The organism is Microvirga soli (assembly GCF_016734765.1).
Lineage (GTDB): Bacteria > Pseudomonadota > Alphaproteobacteria > Rhizobiales > Beijerinckiaceae > Microvirga > Microvirga soli.
Window position 1 is genome coordinate 14483 of sequence record NZ_JAERQE010000032.1, and the last position, 14547, is coordinate 29029.

14 protein-coding genes are annotated in these 14547 nt (G+C 64.5%); 6 read left to right on the top strand and 8 right to left on the bottom strand.

Features of this window, described 5'->3' with window-relative positions; translation table 11 throughout:
• Positions 1–10 precede the first annotated feature (10 nt).
• The 6 genes from JKL45_RS21350 to JKL45_RS21375 all read right to left on the bottom strand — a co-directional run bounded on the left by JKL45_RS21350 (position 11) and on the right by JKL45_RS21375 (position 5009).
• Complete coding sequence (locus tag JKL45_RS21350; RefSeq protein ID WP_246498758.1) at positions 11–547, bottom strand: HK97 family phage prohead protease; 537 nt, start codon at positions 545–547, stop codon at positions 11–13.
• Positions 544–693, bottom strand: a complete 150-nt coding sequence (locus JKL45_RS21355; protein ID WP_201863597.1) for a hypothetical protein — start codon at positions 691–693, stop codon at positions 544–546. The genes JKL45_RS21350 and JKL45_RS21355 overlap by 4 nt, the downstream gene beginning before the upstream one ends.
• Positions 690–890 (bottom strand): hypothetical protein, encoded by a 201-nt coding sequence (locus tag JKL45_RS21360; RefSeq protein WP_181053492.1) that lies wholly within the window; start codon positions 888–890, stop codon positions 690–692. Before JKL45_RS21360 ends, JKL45_RS21355 begins: the two co-directional genes overlap by 4 nt.
• Positions 891–1319: 429 nt before the next feature.
• Positions 1320–2492: a phage portal protein gene (locus JKL45_RS21365; protein ID WP_201863598.1), complete on the bottom strand. Its 1173-nt coding sequence runs from the start codon at positions 2490–2492 to the stop codon at positions 1320–1322.
• Between the two features lie 704 nt (positions 2493–3196).
• On the bottom strand, positions 3197–4423 hold the full coding sequence (locus JKL45_RS21370; RefSeq protein ID WP_201863634.1) for a DNA-packaging protein: 1227 nt from the start codon (positions 4421–4423) through the stop codon (positions 3197–3199).
• A 34-nt stretch (positions 4424–4457) separates the two neighbouring features.
• Complete coding sequence (locus JKL45_RS21375; RefSeq protein ID WP_201863599.1) at positions 4458–5009, bottom strand: hypothetical protein; 552 nt, start codon at positions 5007–5009, stop codon at positions 4458–4460.
• A gap of 357 nt (positions 5010–5366) precedes the next feature.
• Between JKL45_RS21375 and JKL45_RS21380 the strand changes: the two genes are divergently transcribed.
• The gene (locus JKL45_RS21380) at positions 5367–7793 is read left to right on the top strand and encodes a calcium-binding protein (RefSeq protein ID WP_201863600.1); all 2427 of its coding nucleotides are present in this window, start codon (positions 5367–5369) and stop codon (positions 7791–7793) included.
• Positions 7794–8138: 345 nt separating this feature from the next.
• Here the strand turns inward: JKL45_RS21380 and JKL45_RS21385 are convergent, their stop codons facing one another.
• Positions 8139–9236, bottom strand: a complete 1098-nt coding sequence (locus tag JKL45_RS21385) for a helix-turn-helix transcriptional regulator (protein WP_201863601.1) — start codon at positions 9234–9236, stop codon at positions 8139–8141.
• A 226-nt stretch (positions 9237–9462) separates the two neighbouring features.
• Here JKL45_RS21385 and JKL45_RS21390 point away from each other — a divergent pair, with 226 nt between their 5' ends.
• Both JKL45_RS21390 and JKL45_RS21395 read left to right on the top strand, forming a co-directional pair.
• Positions 9463–9810 (top strand): hypothetical protein, encoded by a 348-nt coding sequence (locus JKL45_RS21390; RefSeq protein ID WP_201863602.1) that lies wholly within the window; start codon positions 9463–9465, stop codon positions 9808–9810.
• Between the two features lie 2 nt (positions 9811–9812).
• Positions 9813–10166, top strand: a complete 354-nt coding sequence (locus tag JKL45_RS21395) for a hypothetical protein (protein WP_201863603.1) — start codon at positions 9813–9815, stop codon at positions 10164–10166.
• A 58-nt stretch (positions 10167–10224) separates the two neighbouring features.
• Here the strand turns inward: JKL45_RS21395 and JKL45_RS21400 are convergent, their stop codons facing one another.
• Positions 10225–11253 carry an endonuclease/exonuclease/phosphatase family protein gene (locus tag JKL45_RS21400; protein ID WP_201863604.1) on the bottom strand — a complete coding sequence of 343 codons (1029 nt, stop codon included), beginning with the start codon at positions 11251–11253 and terminating at the stop codon, positions 10225–10227.
• A 159-nt stretch (positions 11254–11412) separates the two neighbouring features.
• Here JKL45_RS21400 and JKL45_RS21405 point away from each other — a divergent pair, with 159 nt between their 5' ends.
• The 3 genes from JKL45_RS21405 to JKL45_RS21415 all read left to right on the top strand — a co-directional run bounded on the left by JKL45_RS21405 (position 11413) and on the right by JKL45_RS21415 (position 14433).
• Positions 11413–11607, top strand: coding sequence for a hypothetical protein (locus JKL45_RS21405; protein ID WP_201863605.1), 195 nt, complete (start codon positions 11413–11415; stop codon positions 11605–11607).
• 111 nt (positions 11608–11718) lie between these two features.
• Positions 11719–13215 (top strand): sensor histidine kinase, encoded by a 1497-nt coding sequence (locus JKL45_RS21410; protein ID WP_201863606.1) that lies wholly within the window; start codon positions 11719–11721, stop codon positions 13213–13215.
• Between the two features lie 129 nt (positions 13216–13344).
• On the top strand, positions 13345–14433 hold the full coding sequence (locus JKL45_RS21415; protein ID WP_201863607.1) for a TRAP transporter substrate-binding protein: 1089 nt from the start codon (positions 13345–13347) through the stop codon (positions 14431–14433).
• Positions 14434–14547 lie beyond the last annotated feature (114 nt).

Here is a 14547-nt window from a genome sequence, read left to right on the forward strand (position 1 = left end):
CGGACAAGGTTCAGGAAAACAGCCTTACGGCTGCGCTGCGAATATGCGTCGCGAGTTTCGGCGGGGCCTGCTTCACGGTCTCGACCCGGGCGCCGGGCAGCATCGGAAAGGTCACCACCGAGATCTCCCACAGGTCGAGCCGCTCCAGGCGGCGCAACCCGGTGGGCCGCTCGGCCCTTGCGCGCTCGACGCGAAAGCCGATGGACAGACCGTCGACAGCGCCGTCGCGCATGAGCGCATGGATGTCCCGCGCCCGTTCGACCGCAAGGTTGAGCCGGCCCCGCACGCGCAATCCGCGCAGGTCCTCCGCGATGGAGAGCCAGCGCCCAATGGGCTGCGCCGGATCGTGCTGCCACAGAAGGCGCACCTGCGCGGCGGCGCGTTTCTTGAGGCTGTCGCGGAAGGCGCCGGGCATGACCACATCCTTGCCGAGATCGGCCTCGCCGAACAGGCTGGCATAGCCTTCGAACACCCCCTCGGCATCGACCCCGCTCAGGGGCTCGGGCAGGAACTTGCGCTCACGAACGGTTGTTGCGGCCGCCATCATCGCGCGGCCCCGCGCGCCGGTTTGGGCGGCTTGGCATCGAGCTTTTCGAGTTGGCGCACGAAGTCGCGAAAGACGCTCGTGGCGCGGGTCTGGTTCTCCCGCGCCGCCTTCGGCTTGCGGGGCGTACGGGTTGAAAGGCGGGTCACGAGGGATCTCCCGAATGGCGGCGGTTGAACAGGGACAGCTCGCGCACGAACGCATCGAACCGGCGGTTGGCCGCGAACAGGTCGCGCAGGGTCATGGCAAGCAAGGCGGACGCCCCGCTGGCCCAGACGAACAGGGCCAGATGGGCAAGATCCCCGCGCCGGATGACGGCCTCGGTGATCTGGTCAAATGAGTTCATGATTTGTTCTCGTGAAAGGCTCCGTTGGAGTTGCGAAGAAAGCAATGTCTTTCGCGAAATGGTGGGTGGGCATCGTCATCTCGGACGGCGGAGCCGATCAGGGATCGCGTGCAGGATAGAACACGTGTTCCCCCTCCCCCTTGTGGGGAAGGGTGGCCGCGCAGCGGCCGGGGTGGGGGTGCCAGCGCCACGTTCTGAGATGAAGACGCTTACACCCCCACCTCCAACTCCTCCCCACAAGGGGGAGGAGGGCTCCAGCACCATACTCGTCCCACGATCCCGGGTTCTGCGCCGCAGCCCCGGGATGACACCCGACGTGATGGTCGGCTCGTGCTGCCCATCTCCGATCCTGAAAGCACTGCGTTTCACACGTGCGGGATCACCGGCACAACGCCGGTGATCCCGAGGGAGAAGGCTTTGCGTTCGCGATTACCTTCGCCTCCCCTTCCCCTCCTCCACGCGCCCATACCCGACCGCCTCGCGCTTCTCGTCGTCGCTGAGAAACGCCGCAGCCGACACGCGGCGCCAGAGGCTCTCGCGCTCGTCTGCGAGAGCCTCGATAGCATCAAGGTCAGGTTCGAGGGACAACGTCTCGCGATAGGCCGGCGCGAGCCAGTGGGCAAGCGCCTCGAATGTGCGCTTGACCAGCGGGATTACGGTCTGGCGGTAGAACGCGCGGTTCGCCTCCGCATAGTTGGCATGCGTGCTGTCGCCAGGCAGGCCCAGCAGCAGCGGCGGCACGCCGAAGGCGAGCGCGATCTCGCGCGCGGCCGCTGCCTTGGCTTCCACGAAGTCCATGTCCTTGGGCGAGAGCGAGAGCGGCTTCCAGTCGAGGCCGCCTTCCAGCAGCAGCGGGCGGCCTGCGTTGCCGGCGCCCTGGTAATTGGTTTCCAGCTCGCTCTTCAGCCTGTCGAACTGCGCGTCGGTCAGCGTCGCGCCGCCGACCACGAGCGCGCCGGAGGGCCGCGCCGCGTTGTCGAGGAGCGCCTTGTTCCAAGCGCCCGCGGCATTGTGGATGTCGAGCGCGGTGGCGGCGGCTTCCATCGGCGACAATCCGTAATGATCGTCCGCCGGATGAAACAGGGTCAGGTGCAGGATCGGCGCCAACACCTCGTCGCGGATGGGGAAGCGCACGGCCTGCGTGCCGACTGTATATTCGTAAGCGGCGGGCCAGCCGTCCGCATCCGGCACCACGCGCATGCGGTCAGGCCGTAACGCGTGCAACTCGTGCGGTGCGCCGTCGAGGCTCACTGCCTCCACATAGGCGTTGCCGGACACCATCAGGTGCCCGTAAAGGCTCTCGAGGAAGCGCTGCCCGCCCTCCCGTGCGTTGGGCCGCGCCAGCAGCATCAGCAGCGGATGCGAGGGAAGCTCCCTGCCCTCGCTCATGAGCACCAGCGGCAGCGACGCCGCCGCCTCGCTCACAAGACGCACGGCGCGGTGCACGATGGCGTTCTTCTGGAATCCCTCGCGGGCCAGCGCCCCATAATCGCGCGGCGTCCACACGGGGCGACCGGCGACGTAGAGCGCGATCGCGCCCTGCGCACGCGAGGCCTTGGCCTCAGGCGGCGCCTGGAGCCAACGGGTCAATCGGTTCAGCATGAAAAGCTCCTGCCCGTCGGGGCATGAAGGATGAATAATGTCGCGGTGCGTGAGCAGCACGCTCCGTTGTCATGGCCGGCCTTGTGCCGGCCATCCCGGTGCAAAAAAGCGAGACGCTCCACGCAATCGAGATCACCGGCACAAGGCCGGTGATGACGCGAGAGGGTGTCATTCCCGGCCTGCGGCCGCCGGGGATGACACGCGGTGCCTCCTGTGGCTTCAAAATGCCGACAACTTCCGCAGCCGATGACTGCAAAGAATGCAGATCCGGCACACGCGTCATTGGCCCGTCATAGACCCCAGGGTAATCTCAAGATGTTGCGGGGCCATCCGGCGACATTCACGCGCCAGCCGGGCTGATTTCCCCCGGACCGGCTGGCGCGACCATCGGTTTCTCGAGCTCTGTCGTCGACGCCGGCGACATGAGGCAGATGGCGGGGCGGATCGGCACGGATGGACTGCCATCCGCCCCGGCCCTGCAGCATGATCCTCTAAGACTATAATCAAGAACGATGCCGATGGCGCAAGCCGCTATCTCTTCCGAGACAAGCCTGCGCAAAAGGCTCACCCCATCAGAAGTCTTGAGGATTCTTTTGAACGGCTTAGCTTATGGCGAGTGGCTTCACATGTTGCCCCTACGGTAGCCACGGCGCCCCGGCTGGAGATGTGCGTGAACACCACCCTTCGGCTGGGGCGTTCTTTTTCTACAACACCCGCACCCGCGGCTCGCGGCGTTCGCGCAGCATCACCTCGGTGAGCGCCCAGACCAGCGCATCCATGCGGTCGGGCGAGCGGCCGGACGTGAGGCCGCCGGGACCGAAATCGCAGAGCTCATCCTCCAACTCCGGCAGCGCGCCCACGTGGCGCACACGGCCCTGCGCATAGAGAACCGACACGGGTTCCGCGCGCAGATACTTGCCCCGCGTGGCGCGCACGCTCACCACGGGCACGGACGGATCGACCTCGCGGATCACGCTGCCTGCCATCTCGCCGCCCTGGTTCGTCTCGACGACCAGCGCATCGGCCTGCAGCCTTCTGTACAACGCCACCGCCTTGGCGGCCCATTCGGGCGGCTTCAATCCTGACGCTGTCGCATCCTCCAGCACATAGGCCATGCCGCCCTCGTCCATGCCGGCGGCCACGATCCCGCAGGCATCGGCGCGTTTCGACGACGAGGCCGGCGGATCGACCGCCACGACGATGCGCATGAGCGATGGCGCTGCGTCGATGCGATTGCTCTCGATCACGTCACGCGTCCACAGCGCATCGGGACGATCCTCGATGATGTCGCCGTCGAGTTCCTGCCGCCCGAGGCGGGTGCCCGCATAGCGACGCACCACCGTGTCGAGAAAGGAAGGCGCCAGGTTCTCTGCGTTCTCTGCCGTGCGCATTCGCGACACCGCCACAGAAGGGTCGCTGAGGAAGCGTTTCAGGATCGGGATCGGACGCGGCGTCGTCGTCACCATCTGGCGCGGGTGGGCGCCGAGACGCAGGCCGAACTGCAGCATGTCCCAGGTCTCCTCTACGTGCCGCCACTTGGCGAGCTCGTCCGCCCAGGCGGCTTCGAATTGCGGGCCGCGCAACGAGTCCGGATCTTCCGCCGAAAACACCTGCGCGACCGCGCCGTTTGCCCATTCGAGCTTGCGCAAAGACGGCGACCATGTGGGGCGCTCATGCCGCGCATGAGCTGCCAGAATTCCGGCCGGTCCCTCCACCATCACGTTGCGCGCATCCGCAAAGGTCTCGCCCACAAGGGCGATGCGCCGCGAGGCACCTGGTCCGAAATCGGGATCGCCGAGCGCGATGCCGCGCACCCATTCGGCGCCGGTGCGGGTCTTGCCCGCGCCGCGTCCGCCGAGGATGAGCCAGATCGTCCAGGGGTCGTGGTGCCGGGCCAGGCCCGGCAGGCGCTGCTCGGGCCGGCAGCGCATCGGCCAGAAACGGAAAACGGTCTCGAAATCGCGCTCAGACCAGGAGGCCGTCGCGTCCGCGAGACTCCTCCTCCGCGATAACCCGGTCAAGGTGGCGAGCAAGCTCCTCGCGGAGTTCGTGCAGGCTGCGCCGGGGTCTGTTGTCATGGGGCTCGCTGTCATCGAGCGGTGAACTTTCCTGTTCCAGAAGCGCCCGCGCAGCTGCCAGCGTCTTGGCGTAAGACGCGAGCCGGCGGGCCGTCTTGTCGTGATCCTTGGCTTGGCCTCTGCGCTGCTCGTCCATGAGCGTGTCGATCTGCACCCGCGTGGCCTGCGCCAGGGCGCGGGCCGCATCGTTCACCGACGCGGCCGCCGCCTTGGCGATGCCTGCGACGCCGCCTTCGTCCCTGGGGGCTTTGCTGAGGGCATTCTCGTTGAGAGCCGCATGGCGCGGGGGCCAGCCCCAACGCTGTCGCAGCCGTACGAAGGTGCTGGAGCTGACATTGAGAAGCACATGAATGTCTTCGAGAGTGCGCTTCGGCTCGCAGGCATAGACCTCCCAGGCCTGCTGCCTCTGCTCATCGGTGATCTCTTTTCTGGGAAACATGCGACAAGCCAACAAAAAACCGCCCAAGCGGGGACGCTGGGCGGTGGAGGTTGACTGATGCGGTGAATGCGGCGGGGGCGTTTCATTCACACTTCGTCAGTGTTCTTGTTTTGTACTCTAAGAGCGTGACGGTGTCAAGGTGAATCTGCTGACGGTCCGCATATGCTCCCCTGTCGGTTTACCGGGACGAAGCTTGGCAGGCCAACAAGCCTCTTGCTTGCCTGTAAACGCTTTAACATGGCGCCCTATTGAATATTGACCTATACACCGAATGAAATCGAACGCTCTCAGCACCTCGGCCGGCATAGGCATGCCATTGTGATTCGCTGAACGGGCACAACGCTCAAGAGGGGCACCATGGCGGCAACGATCATCCAGCTCGGCAGCGAGCAGCAGGTCAACATCTTCACTCCACAGCTTCAACACCAGCAAAGCGTCACGGGGCTTGCGGATGGCGGCTGGCTCATCACCTGGGTTTCCGACAGCCCGGATAGTTCCATCGTCGACATTTTCCAGCAACGCTACGACAGGGACGGCAAGGCCCTCTGGAATATGGAGCGGCGGGTCAACGTCGAAACGGCAGGAGGCCAATTCGAGCCGAGCGTGACGGCACTGAATGATGGCGGATGGGTCGTCACCTGGACGTCCATGGATCAGGACGGCGAATACGGCGGCATCTACCAGCAACACTTCGACAAGGATGGCATTGCTCGCTGGGAAGAGGACCAGCCGGTGAACACCGAGACGCACCATCATCAAGGCGAATCCAGCATCACGGCGCTGTCCAACGGCGGCTGGGTCGTCACCTGGAGTTCGTTCGGCCAGGATGGCTCTCTCGATGGCATTTTCCTGCAGGCCTACGACCGGGACGGCAACCCCGTCAACAGCGAGCAGCCGGTCAACACATACGTGTCAAACAGCCAATACGAGCCGAGCGTGACGGCCCTGGCTGGCGGCGAGTGGCTCGTCACCTGGACGTCGACCGATCAGGACGGCTCCGGTTATGGCATCTACCAGCAGCGCTACAATGCCGATGGCACCCCCAAGGCCGGTGAGCAGAAGGTCAACGCCCTGGTGGCCGGCAATCAGGTCCAGCCCAGCGTCACGACCCTGGAGGACGGCGGCTGGATCGTCACCTGGGCTTCCAATGATCAGGATGGCTCCGGCTATGGCATTTACCAGCAGCGCTACAACGCGGACGGCACGTCCAGAGGAGGCGAACGGCTGGTCAATACCGAGACGACCGGCCATCAAAGCCGGCCGAGCGTGACGGCTCTGGAGGACGGCGGCTGGGTCGTCACCTGGCAATCGGAGCAGGACGGCTCCGGCACTGGCATCTACCAGCAGCGCTACGACAAGGACGGCAATCCTCTCCGGGGCGAGCAGCAGATCAACGTCTACGAAAGCGACGGGCAGTTCGACCCGAGCGTCGCGGGACTGGCCGGAGGGGGATGGATCACAACCTGGACCTCGCAGGGCCAGGATGGGTCCGATACAGGGGTGTTTCAGCGCCACGCCAAATCCGTCGCGGCATTCGGCGCAGGCAAGGAGTACGGGAGCGGGACGTCGGAGAACGATGTCTTTCAGGTACGCAACGGCGGCTTGACCGCAGGCGACAGCCTCGAGGCCGGACAGGGAATCGACGTCCTGCACATGATCGAGGCCGGCACACTCGACCTCAACGCGGCGACGGTGCTCACCGGCATCGAGATCGTTCGCGGCTCCAGCGGCAACGACATCATCCTCGCCGATGGCGCCCGCCTTGATGCTGTGATCGGCTTCCAGGGCGGCAGCGGAAACGACGCGCTGCATCTGAAGGCAGGAACCTACGACTTCACGACCAAGCTCGTATCCGGCCTCGAGGCCATCACGCTGCTCGGCACCGGCTCCATCACGTTCGCCGATAAGGCTACGGCGCTCGTCGCCAACAGCCGGACGCAAGATGGCGCCGTCACCGTCACCAGCGACAGCTTCACGCTCGCCGAGCGCCAGCAGCTCTACAACCAGGGCATCCGCAAGGTGACGGATGCGGGCGGCGTCCACATTCTGCAGCAGGCGCAGGCCTCCTTGAGCACGCAGGCCGTCACGGAGAATGCCGGCGCAGGCACCCCCGTCGGCACGCTCTCGGCCATCGATCCCAATCCCGGCGACGGGCTGCGCTTCGAGCTCGTCGACAATGCCGGCGGTCGCTTCGCGCTGTCCGGCAACCAGCTCATCGTCGCCGATGGCAGCCTGCTCGATTACGAGAGCGGCACCTCGCACCGCATTGTTGTGCGGGTTGTCGACGAAGGTGGGATCGCCACCGACGCGGCATTCACGATCGCGCTCGGCGACGTGGCCGTGGAGACGATCAATGGCACCACTCGAGCCGACAGCCTCACGGGTGGGACGGGCCAGGACGTTCTCTTCGGCGGATTGGGCAAGGACACGCTGACGGGCAACGCAGGCAGCGACATCTTCGTGTTCGACGCCAAGCCGAACACGAAGACCAACCGCGACAAGATCACCGACTTCAACGTGAAGGATGACACGATCTGGCTCGACAACAAGGTCTTCACCAAACTCGGCAAGGCCGGCTCCGAATCCAATCCGGCGCAGCTGAAGAAGGACTTCTTCGTCAAGGGCTCGAAGGCCAAGGACAAGAACGACTACGTGATCTATGACAGCAAGAAAGGCGTGCTCTCGTACGATGCCGATGGTTCAGGCACGAAATATGCCGCCGTGGAGATCGCTACACTCTCCAAGAAGCTCGGCCTCACCTATAAGGACTTCTTCGTCATCTGACAGGCTTACAGGGTGTTCGGGCCACGATCATCTCGCTGCCCGAACACCTAATCGGCTCGTCCACAGCTCGGATCACCTAGTTCGTTGCTGTATGCATGGCGCAAGCTCGTCCACAGATGTTCCGGAACGCTCAGGAAAGAATGGACAATGTCTCAGTTTCAGGAGGCCAGACATAGAACAATTGGGCGATAAACAGGAAACTTTTCTTGGGTTCCATGACGTGCGCCGGCCGTAGACATTCCTTCGGAGCATGTGCGTGCGGAGTGCCGAACTTCATCGAGCCCTCATCTCGCTGTCACCCGCTACACTCGCTGATGAACGCTTCGATGACTGGAACGCTTCCGGTTAGGGTCTGAGCGGAGAGGCAAGGCTCATGATCCGGGAGACCAGCTCGGCCTGTCGGTTGGTCTGCGTCTTGCGGTAGATCGCGTCGAGATGCGTCTTCACCGTCGAGCGGGCGAGACCGAGAAGATCAGCAATCTCCGCCAGGGCATGTCCCTGCAGAACCTGCCCGAGCACTTGGATCTCGGCCGTCGTGAGCTGATACAGGGTGGCGGCGCTCGCCAGGGGCGTCATGAGCGCGGTTTCAGGCTCGCGCAGCAGCAGCAGGATCGGGCTGCCGATCTCCTCTTCCGCCTGGTCCAACCTGGCCCAGGTGGCATGCAGGGTTCGCCCTGCCGTGTCGCTCAGAAAGGCATCGAATCCTTTCCGCATTCGGTGATCGCCTGAGAGCGATAACCCGGCCAGCAGCTTCGCCGCATCGGGCGTCACCGCCCTGAGAGCGCCATTGTGCTCGCGCAACGCCCGCTGGGAGGCCAGTTCCTCATCGGCGGCCCGGTTGCGGAACCGGATGGCACCGTCGCGATCGATGATCAGGGCGGGCGTCGCCAGCGCTTCGAGAGCCGCGCGCAGGGTGCCGGCCTCCACCCTCTGATGCCGGATGACTCCGGAGATCTGGACCGCACGCTTGATGTGCGGCGAGAGCAGGCGGGCGAGTTCCAGGTCCTGATCCGTGAAGGGCCCTTTGGCTTCGCTGCCCACGACGCCCCAGGAGGAGAAGCTGGTCACGGTTCGCGTCAACGGTGCGAGGACATAGTCGTATAGCCCGCGTTCCGCAAAGCAAATGCGCCAGTAGCGGCTCTGGTGGAGCTCGGGATAATCCCGGGTGGTGCAGAGCGGCTCACACAGAGGAGCCGTCAGGCCAATGGAAAGGGTGGGGTTGATGGGGGCGCTGGCTGCAACACGCTCAACAAGTTCGTCAGGCCAGTTGTATACGGCCGCCACGGCGAATTTCGGCTCAAGCGGGTGAACGACTGTCAGGTCCCCCATGATGCCGCCAAGGGCTCCGGCGATTTCCCCCAGGACCGTCGGCCACAAATGCGTGTCGAGCGCACAGTCGTAGATGCGGCCGATCAGGTCGGAGAAGGCTTCGTCCGGCTTCATGGTTTCCCCGGAGCAGGCCGCGCCAACAGGCGCGCAAGCACTTGATCTGAAGCCTACTCCGAGACCGAATTCGCGTCCCTCCCCCAAATGGAGGAGGACGTGCAGAACCCCACGCAGCATCATGATCGACGAGCGCTCACCGATTGATTCGAAACTTGGCCCAGGATGGGAGCAGCCTTACGGCCGCCCTCCGATCCAACGATGCGGGCTGCCAAGGAGCAAGCTCATGAACCGTGCGCTCATCATCATGTTCGGCATTGCCATGACGGCAACGACAGCGAGTGCCGCCGAGACGACGCTCGACGTCGAGGGCGAATGCAGGTCCATCGCCGACTCCGACCTGTCCGGCTGTCGGTGCCAGGGCTTGTACTACGCGAGCAAGTTCGGCTCCGAAGAAGGCGCCGCCGCACTGCATCTCGTGGGCCGCAGCTATGTGACCGAGCCTCGCATCGCCGCAGCCTCCCTGTATGATCGCTTCGGGGCCGACACGCTCAACAGGGTCGCGCAGAGGATCATGACGAACCAGGACGAGGTCATGTCCTACTGCCCCTTCAGCGCGCATGCCGCGGATTGATCATGCCGGTCACACCTGCCGAGGCGGCCCTGGTCGTGTTTACCGTCTGCAACACGGCCCGGGTCTTCGCCTATCTGCCGCAGATCGTGAAGATCAGCCGAGATACGCAAGGGGCCGTGGCCATCTCCTACGCGACCTGGACTCTGTTCGGCGTGTCACACCTGTCCACGGTCGCCTATGCGATCTTGGTGGTGGATGACTGGCGCATGGCGGCAGTCTTTGTCGCGAACACGTTGTGTTGTGTCGTCATCGTGAGCCTGACGGCCTGGAAGCGTGCGATGTTCGGACAGCACCGCCACAACCCGACGGCGGCGGGTGCGCGCCCGGGGATCGGCGCGCTGCCGGATCATCGTTGAGGCCGATCGCCAATTTGCAGTTGGTCTAAATCGCTTCTGATCCCTACCGCGTCCCTGTTCAAGTGAACCTCAGATCGACCGCAATCATCTCGTGGTCCGACACCGCCCTGCCCTGCTCGTCCACCGCATGGATGACCTGCGGATAGAGGGCTTCGAGCCCGCGCACCACGAGCCAATCGAGCTTGCCGAAGGGCGGCTCGTGCTTGTTCGTAGGGCCGGGCGTCTGCGTCGGCAGTGGGAGGTTCGCGTGCTGCCACGCGAAGCCGGCATCGCGCAGATCGGCAAAGAGCGGCTCGGTGCGTTCGGGAGCATCGAGCAGGAGATGGCGCTCGGCCTCGCCACGCGGCAGGGCCTTGGTGTTGAAGTCGCCACCGATCACGCAGGCCTCGTTAGGGGCAATCTCGTCGAGGGCACGCAGCAACGCCCTGATCTGTGCCTGGCGGTCGGCAGAATCGGTCTTGCTCTCCAGATGCGTGCTTACGATCCAAAGCGGCCGAGGCGCCTGAGCCACCCGGGCCGCGAGCGCCATTCGTCCGCCGATACGCCTTTGAAGCCCGTCGATGCCGGGAAACCACAGGCCGTTCTCCTCGAGCGGGATCAGGCACGAGCGCTCCAGGGCAAGGCCTGTCACGATGGCATTGCCGTGCAGGCCTCGGCTGTTGCTGTGGCCGGCGCATTGCGCAATCTCGTCGGCACCGCCGAGGTCGAGCTCCACGAACTCGACCCCATAGAGATAGCCCTCCCCCGATCCGGCGAGCAGATCACGGATGTTGTGCGTGTTGCCCGATCGCGCCATGCCGAGATCGACCTCGCTGAACAGCGTCACCTGCGCGCCAGCCTGTTCCATGAGACGCCGGGTTGCCCGCCGGTCCTTGAGGCGCTGGGCGTTGAACGCCGCGATCCTGATCGATCCGGGCCACGGCAGCGGATGAGCGGGTGGACGCTGCTCGATGGCGTTCAGGGCTGGCACGCGCTCGACCAAGCTCCCGTGAGCAGCCTGCTGCCCGGATGCCAGCCTCGCCTCCTCCAGCAGGGTGCTGTCCGGTGCCGGCAGATCCGGCACGATGCGGTCGATCAGGGAGCGCATGGGCAGGCCTTCAAAAAACCGTCATGGGCCGTCTTCATGATGAGACAACGCCGAATCCCGGAAAACCGACGGCTGGCAAATTTTTTAGCTTGGCCTTAGGAACTTTTGGGCTAATTGGCCGTTGTGTAGCCGCATCAAGCTAAGCCGGGGAGAGGGCCCATGATGTTTTGGGCTGTCGTTGTCGCGCTCGTTTCGGGCGCCTTCGCCTATGTGGGCGATCTGTCTTCCACGCTTGTCAGCTTCGCCGAGATCGTCGGCGTCGTCGCCCTGTTCACCCTGATCTGCGCCGCGGAGGCCTTCAGCATTCCGAAGGCACCCTCCTTCGACAAGAACTCCGTTCAGACCGAATCCTGATCGTCCTGGACCGTTTCGGCGTGCGGATTCGCACCATGGGCCCGAAAACCTGATCCTGCGCCACGTTGGGCAGATTGCTCAGGCCGTGAAACCGTGATTATGTTTCACATCATGAGCATGCCCAACCTGGCCTCGGCTGCCTCCATCGACATGGAGCAGCTCACTAGCGATCTTGTGGCTTCGATCTCCGCTTCTCCGCGGGGAGCGTTGAACGACGCCCTGCAGCAGGCCCTGGCCCGTACCGTCGAGGCGAAGGTCAATGCCCAGCTCAGCGTGGTCCTTGAAGGCATCGGGGATGCTTTCTACTCCCTCGATGCGCATTGGCGCTTCGCCTACATCAACCGGGCGGCGGAAACCTATTTCGGCCTTCCCCGGCAGGCGATGCTGCACAAGGTCATCTGGGACATGTTCCCCGAATCCGAGGGCACCGACCTGCGTGGCCGCTACGAGGAGGTTTTCCTGTCTGGCGCGCCCATGTCATTCGAGGCCGAAGCGGTCGGGCGTCCCGGGCGCCACCTGGAATTCCACGTCTTCCCCTATAACGGCGGCGTCGGCGTCAGCTTCCGCGACTGGACGGAGCGCCGGCGGGCCGAGGAGGAGCTGCGCGCCAGCGAGGCCCGCCTGAGCGCGCTGGCCAACAACGCGCCCACCTGCATGTTCTACCAGACGAGCCATTCCCCGGCCTACAGCGAGCGGAAGGTGCTCTACGTCTCGCGGACCTGCGAGAGGCTCACGGGGGTTTCCGCCGAGGAGGCGCAGGCCAATCCCGACATGCTCTACAGCCTCGTGCTGCCGCAGCACCGGGAGCGCATGCTCGCGCGGCGCCTGGAAAGCCTTCGCACCCTCACCGAGTGCGAGGAAGAGTTCGAGATGCGCCATGCGAAGACCGGCGAGATCCGCTGGCATCGCATCATCACCACGCCGCGGCGGCTGGAGACCGGCGGCATCGTCTGGGACGGGATCCAGATCGACATCACCGACCACAAGCGGTCGGAAGAGCACCTGCGGCTCCTGCTCAACGAGCTGAACCATCGGGTGAAGAACACGCTCGCCACCGTCCAGTCCCTGGCGTCCCAGAGCTTCCGGGTGCGGGGCGCCGGCGGCGCGCGGGATCTGCCTGCTCTCTACGCCACTTTTGAAGCCCGCCTCCATGCCCTCGCCCGGGGCCACGACATCCTGACCCGCGAGAACTGGGAGGGCGCAGGCCTCGTCGAGATCGTCGCCCAGGCCTTCGCGCCGTACCGGGACCTGTCGGAGGATGGCAGCCGGATCCGGCTCGAGGGGCCGGACCTGCGCGTGAGCCCCTCCATGGCGCTCAGCCTCTCGATGGCCATGCACGAGCTGTGCACCAATGCGGCCAAGTACGGTGCCCTGGGGGCTTCCGAGGGCCGGGTTCGGGTGGGCTGGTCGAGCCAGGAAACCGCATCCGGGCCGCGCCTCACCATGCTCTGGGAGGAGAACGGCGGGCCGCCCGTTTCCCAGCCGTCGCGCAAGGGGTTCGGCTCGCGCCTGATCCAGGACGGGCTGGCGCGCGAGCTCAACGGTGAGGTTCGCCTCGTTTACCGGCCGGAAGGCGTGGTCTGCACGATCGACGTGCCGCTTTCCTGAGGAGATCCGTTTTCAAGAGGCGCCTAGAACATTAGTCGATAAGGCCGTCACGCTTCTTGCGAAGGACAGGCCAGTTGGTGTCAATAGGGCGCAAGTGACAGAAGTCACGATCCAGAGAGGAAGAATACGATGAAACGTCGTCAGTTTTTGCAGGCCACGGCGGTCGGCGCCGCCTCGACAGCGGTCGCCGCTCCGGCGATCGCCCAGTCGATGCCGGAAATTAAGTGGCGCCTGCAATCCGGCTTCCCGAAGTCGCTCGACACCATCTACGGCGCGGCCGAGACCATCGCCAAGTTCGTGTCGGAATCGACCGACGGCAAGTTCCAGATTCAGCCCTTCGCGGCCGGTGAAATCGTCGGCACGCCCCAGATCGCCGATGCGGTGGGCGGCGGCACCGTCGAGTTGGGCCACACCTGCTCCTATTACTACTTCGGCAAGGATCCGACCTTCTCGCTCGGTACTGCCGCCCCCTTCGGCTTCAACGCCCGTCAGCAGAACGCATGGCTCTACCATGGCGGCGGCAACGAGATGCTGAACGAGTTCTATGCCAAGCATAACCTGTACGGCATGCCGGCCGGCAACACCGGCGTGCAGATGGGCGGCTGGTTCCGCAAGGAGATCAAGACCGTTCAGGACCTGCAGGGCCTGAAGATGCGCATCGCCGGCATTGCCGGCCTGGTGATGCAGAAGCTCGGCGCCGTGCCGCAGCAGATCCCCGGCGGCGACATCTACCCGGCTCTCGAGCGCGGCACCATCGACGCGGCCGAGTGGGTCGGCCCCTACGACGACGAGAAGCTCGGCTTCTCGAAGGTCGCGCCGTACTACTACTATCCCGGCTTCTGGGAAGGCGGCCCGTCCATCCACCTGTTCGTCAACCAGGCAAAGTGGAAAGAACTTCCCAAGGCGTATCAGACCATCCTGACCGCAGCCTCCGGCTATGCGAACCAGGACATGCTGGCCAAGTACGACGCCAAGAACCCGGCGGCCCTGCGTCGCCTGCTCGGCGCCGGCACGCAGCTGCGTCCGTTCTCGCAGGAAATCCTCGAAGCGGCCTTCAAGGCGACCAACGAAGTCTATGATGAGACCTCGGCCAAGAATGCCGAGTTCAAGAAGGTCATCGACTCGATCAAGGGCTTCCGCAACGAGGAATATCTCTGGTTCCAAGTGGCAGAATACGCCTACGACACCTTCATGATCCGCGCCCGCGCCCGCGGCTGATCTTCAGTCTAGCCACTATGAAGAAAGGGCGATCATGCGGTCGCCCTTTTTTATTGCCGGAAGCATGATTACCTGAGGTTGCTCACCGGTCGCCGTGCTGGCGATCCTCGTACC

Excerpts from the sequence above, each read along its gene's own strand:
- JKL45_RS21390 (WP_201863602.1), top strand. The coding sequence starts at position 9,463 with ATGAACCGTGCGCTCATCATCATGTTCGGCATTGCCATGACGGCAACG.
- JKL45_RS21380 (WP_201863600.1), top strand. The coding sequence starts at position 5,367 with ATGGCGGCAACGATCATCCAGCTCGGCAGCGAGCAGCAGGTCAACATC.
- JKL45_RS21360 (WP_181053492.1), bottom strand. The coding sequence starts at position 890 with ATGAACTCATTTGACCAGATCACCGAGGCCGTCATCCGGCGCGGGGAT.
- JKL45_RS21415 (WP_201863607.1), top strand. The coding sequence starts at position 13,345 with ATGAAACGTCGTCAGTTTTTGCAGGCCACGGCGGTCGGCGCCGCCTCG.
- JKL45_RS21405 (WP_201863605.1), top strand. The coding sequence starts at position 11,413 with ATGATGTTTTGGGCTGTCGTTGTCGCGCTCGTTTCGGGCGCCTTCGCC.
- JKL45_RS21350 (WP_246498758.1), bottom strand. The coding sequence starts at position 547 with ATGATGGCGGCCGCAACAACCGTTCGTGAGCGCAAGTTCCTGCCCGAG.
- JKL45_RS21395 (WP_201863603.1), top strand. The coding sequence starts at position 9,813 with ATGCCGGTCACACCTGCCGAGGCGGCCCTGGTCGTGTTTACCGTCTGC.
- JKL45_RS21385 (WP_201863601.1), bottom strand. The coding sequence starts at position 9,236 with ATGAAGCCGGACGAAGCCTTCTCCGACCTGATCGGCCGCATCTACGAC.
- JKL45_RS21370 (WP_201863634.1), bottom strand. The coding sequence starts at position 4,423 with ATGCGCTGCCGGCCCGAGCAGCGCCTGCCGGGCCTGGCCCGGCACCAC.
- JKL45_RS21400 (WP_201863604.1), bottom strand. The coding sequence starts at position 11,253 with ATGCGCTCCCTGATCGACCGCATCGTGCCGGATCTGCCGGCACCGGAC.
- JKL45_RS21375 (WP_201863599.1), bottom strand. The coding sequence starts at position 5,009 with ATGTTTCCCAGAAAAGAGATCACCGATGAGCAGAGGCAGCAGGCCTGG.
- JKL45_RS21410 (WP_201863606.1), top strand. The coding sequence starts at position 11,719 with ATGAGCATGCCCAACCTGGCCTCGGCTGCCTCCATCGACATGGAGCAG.
- JKL45_RS21365 (WP_201863598.1), bottom strand. The coding sequence starts at position 2,492 with ATGCTGAACCGATTGACCCGTTGGCTCCAGGCGCCGCCTGAGGCCAAG.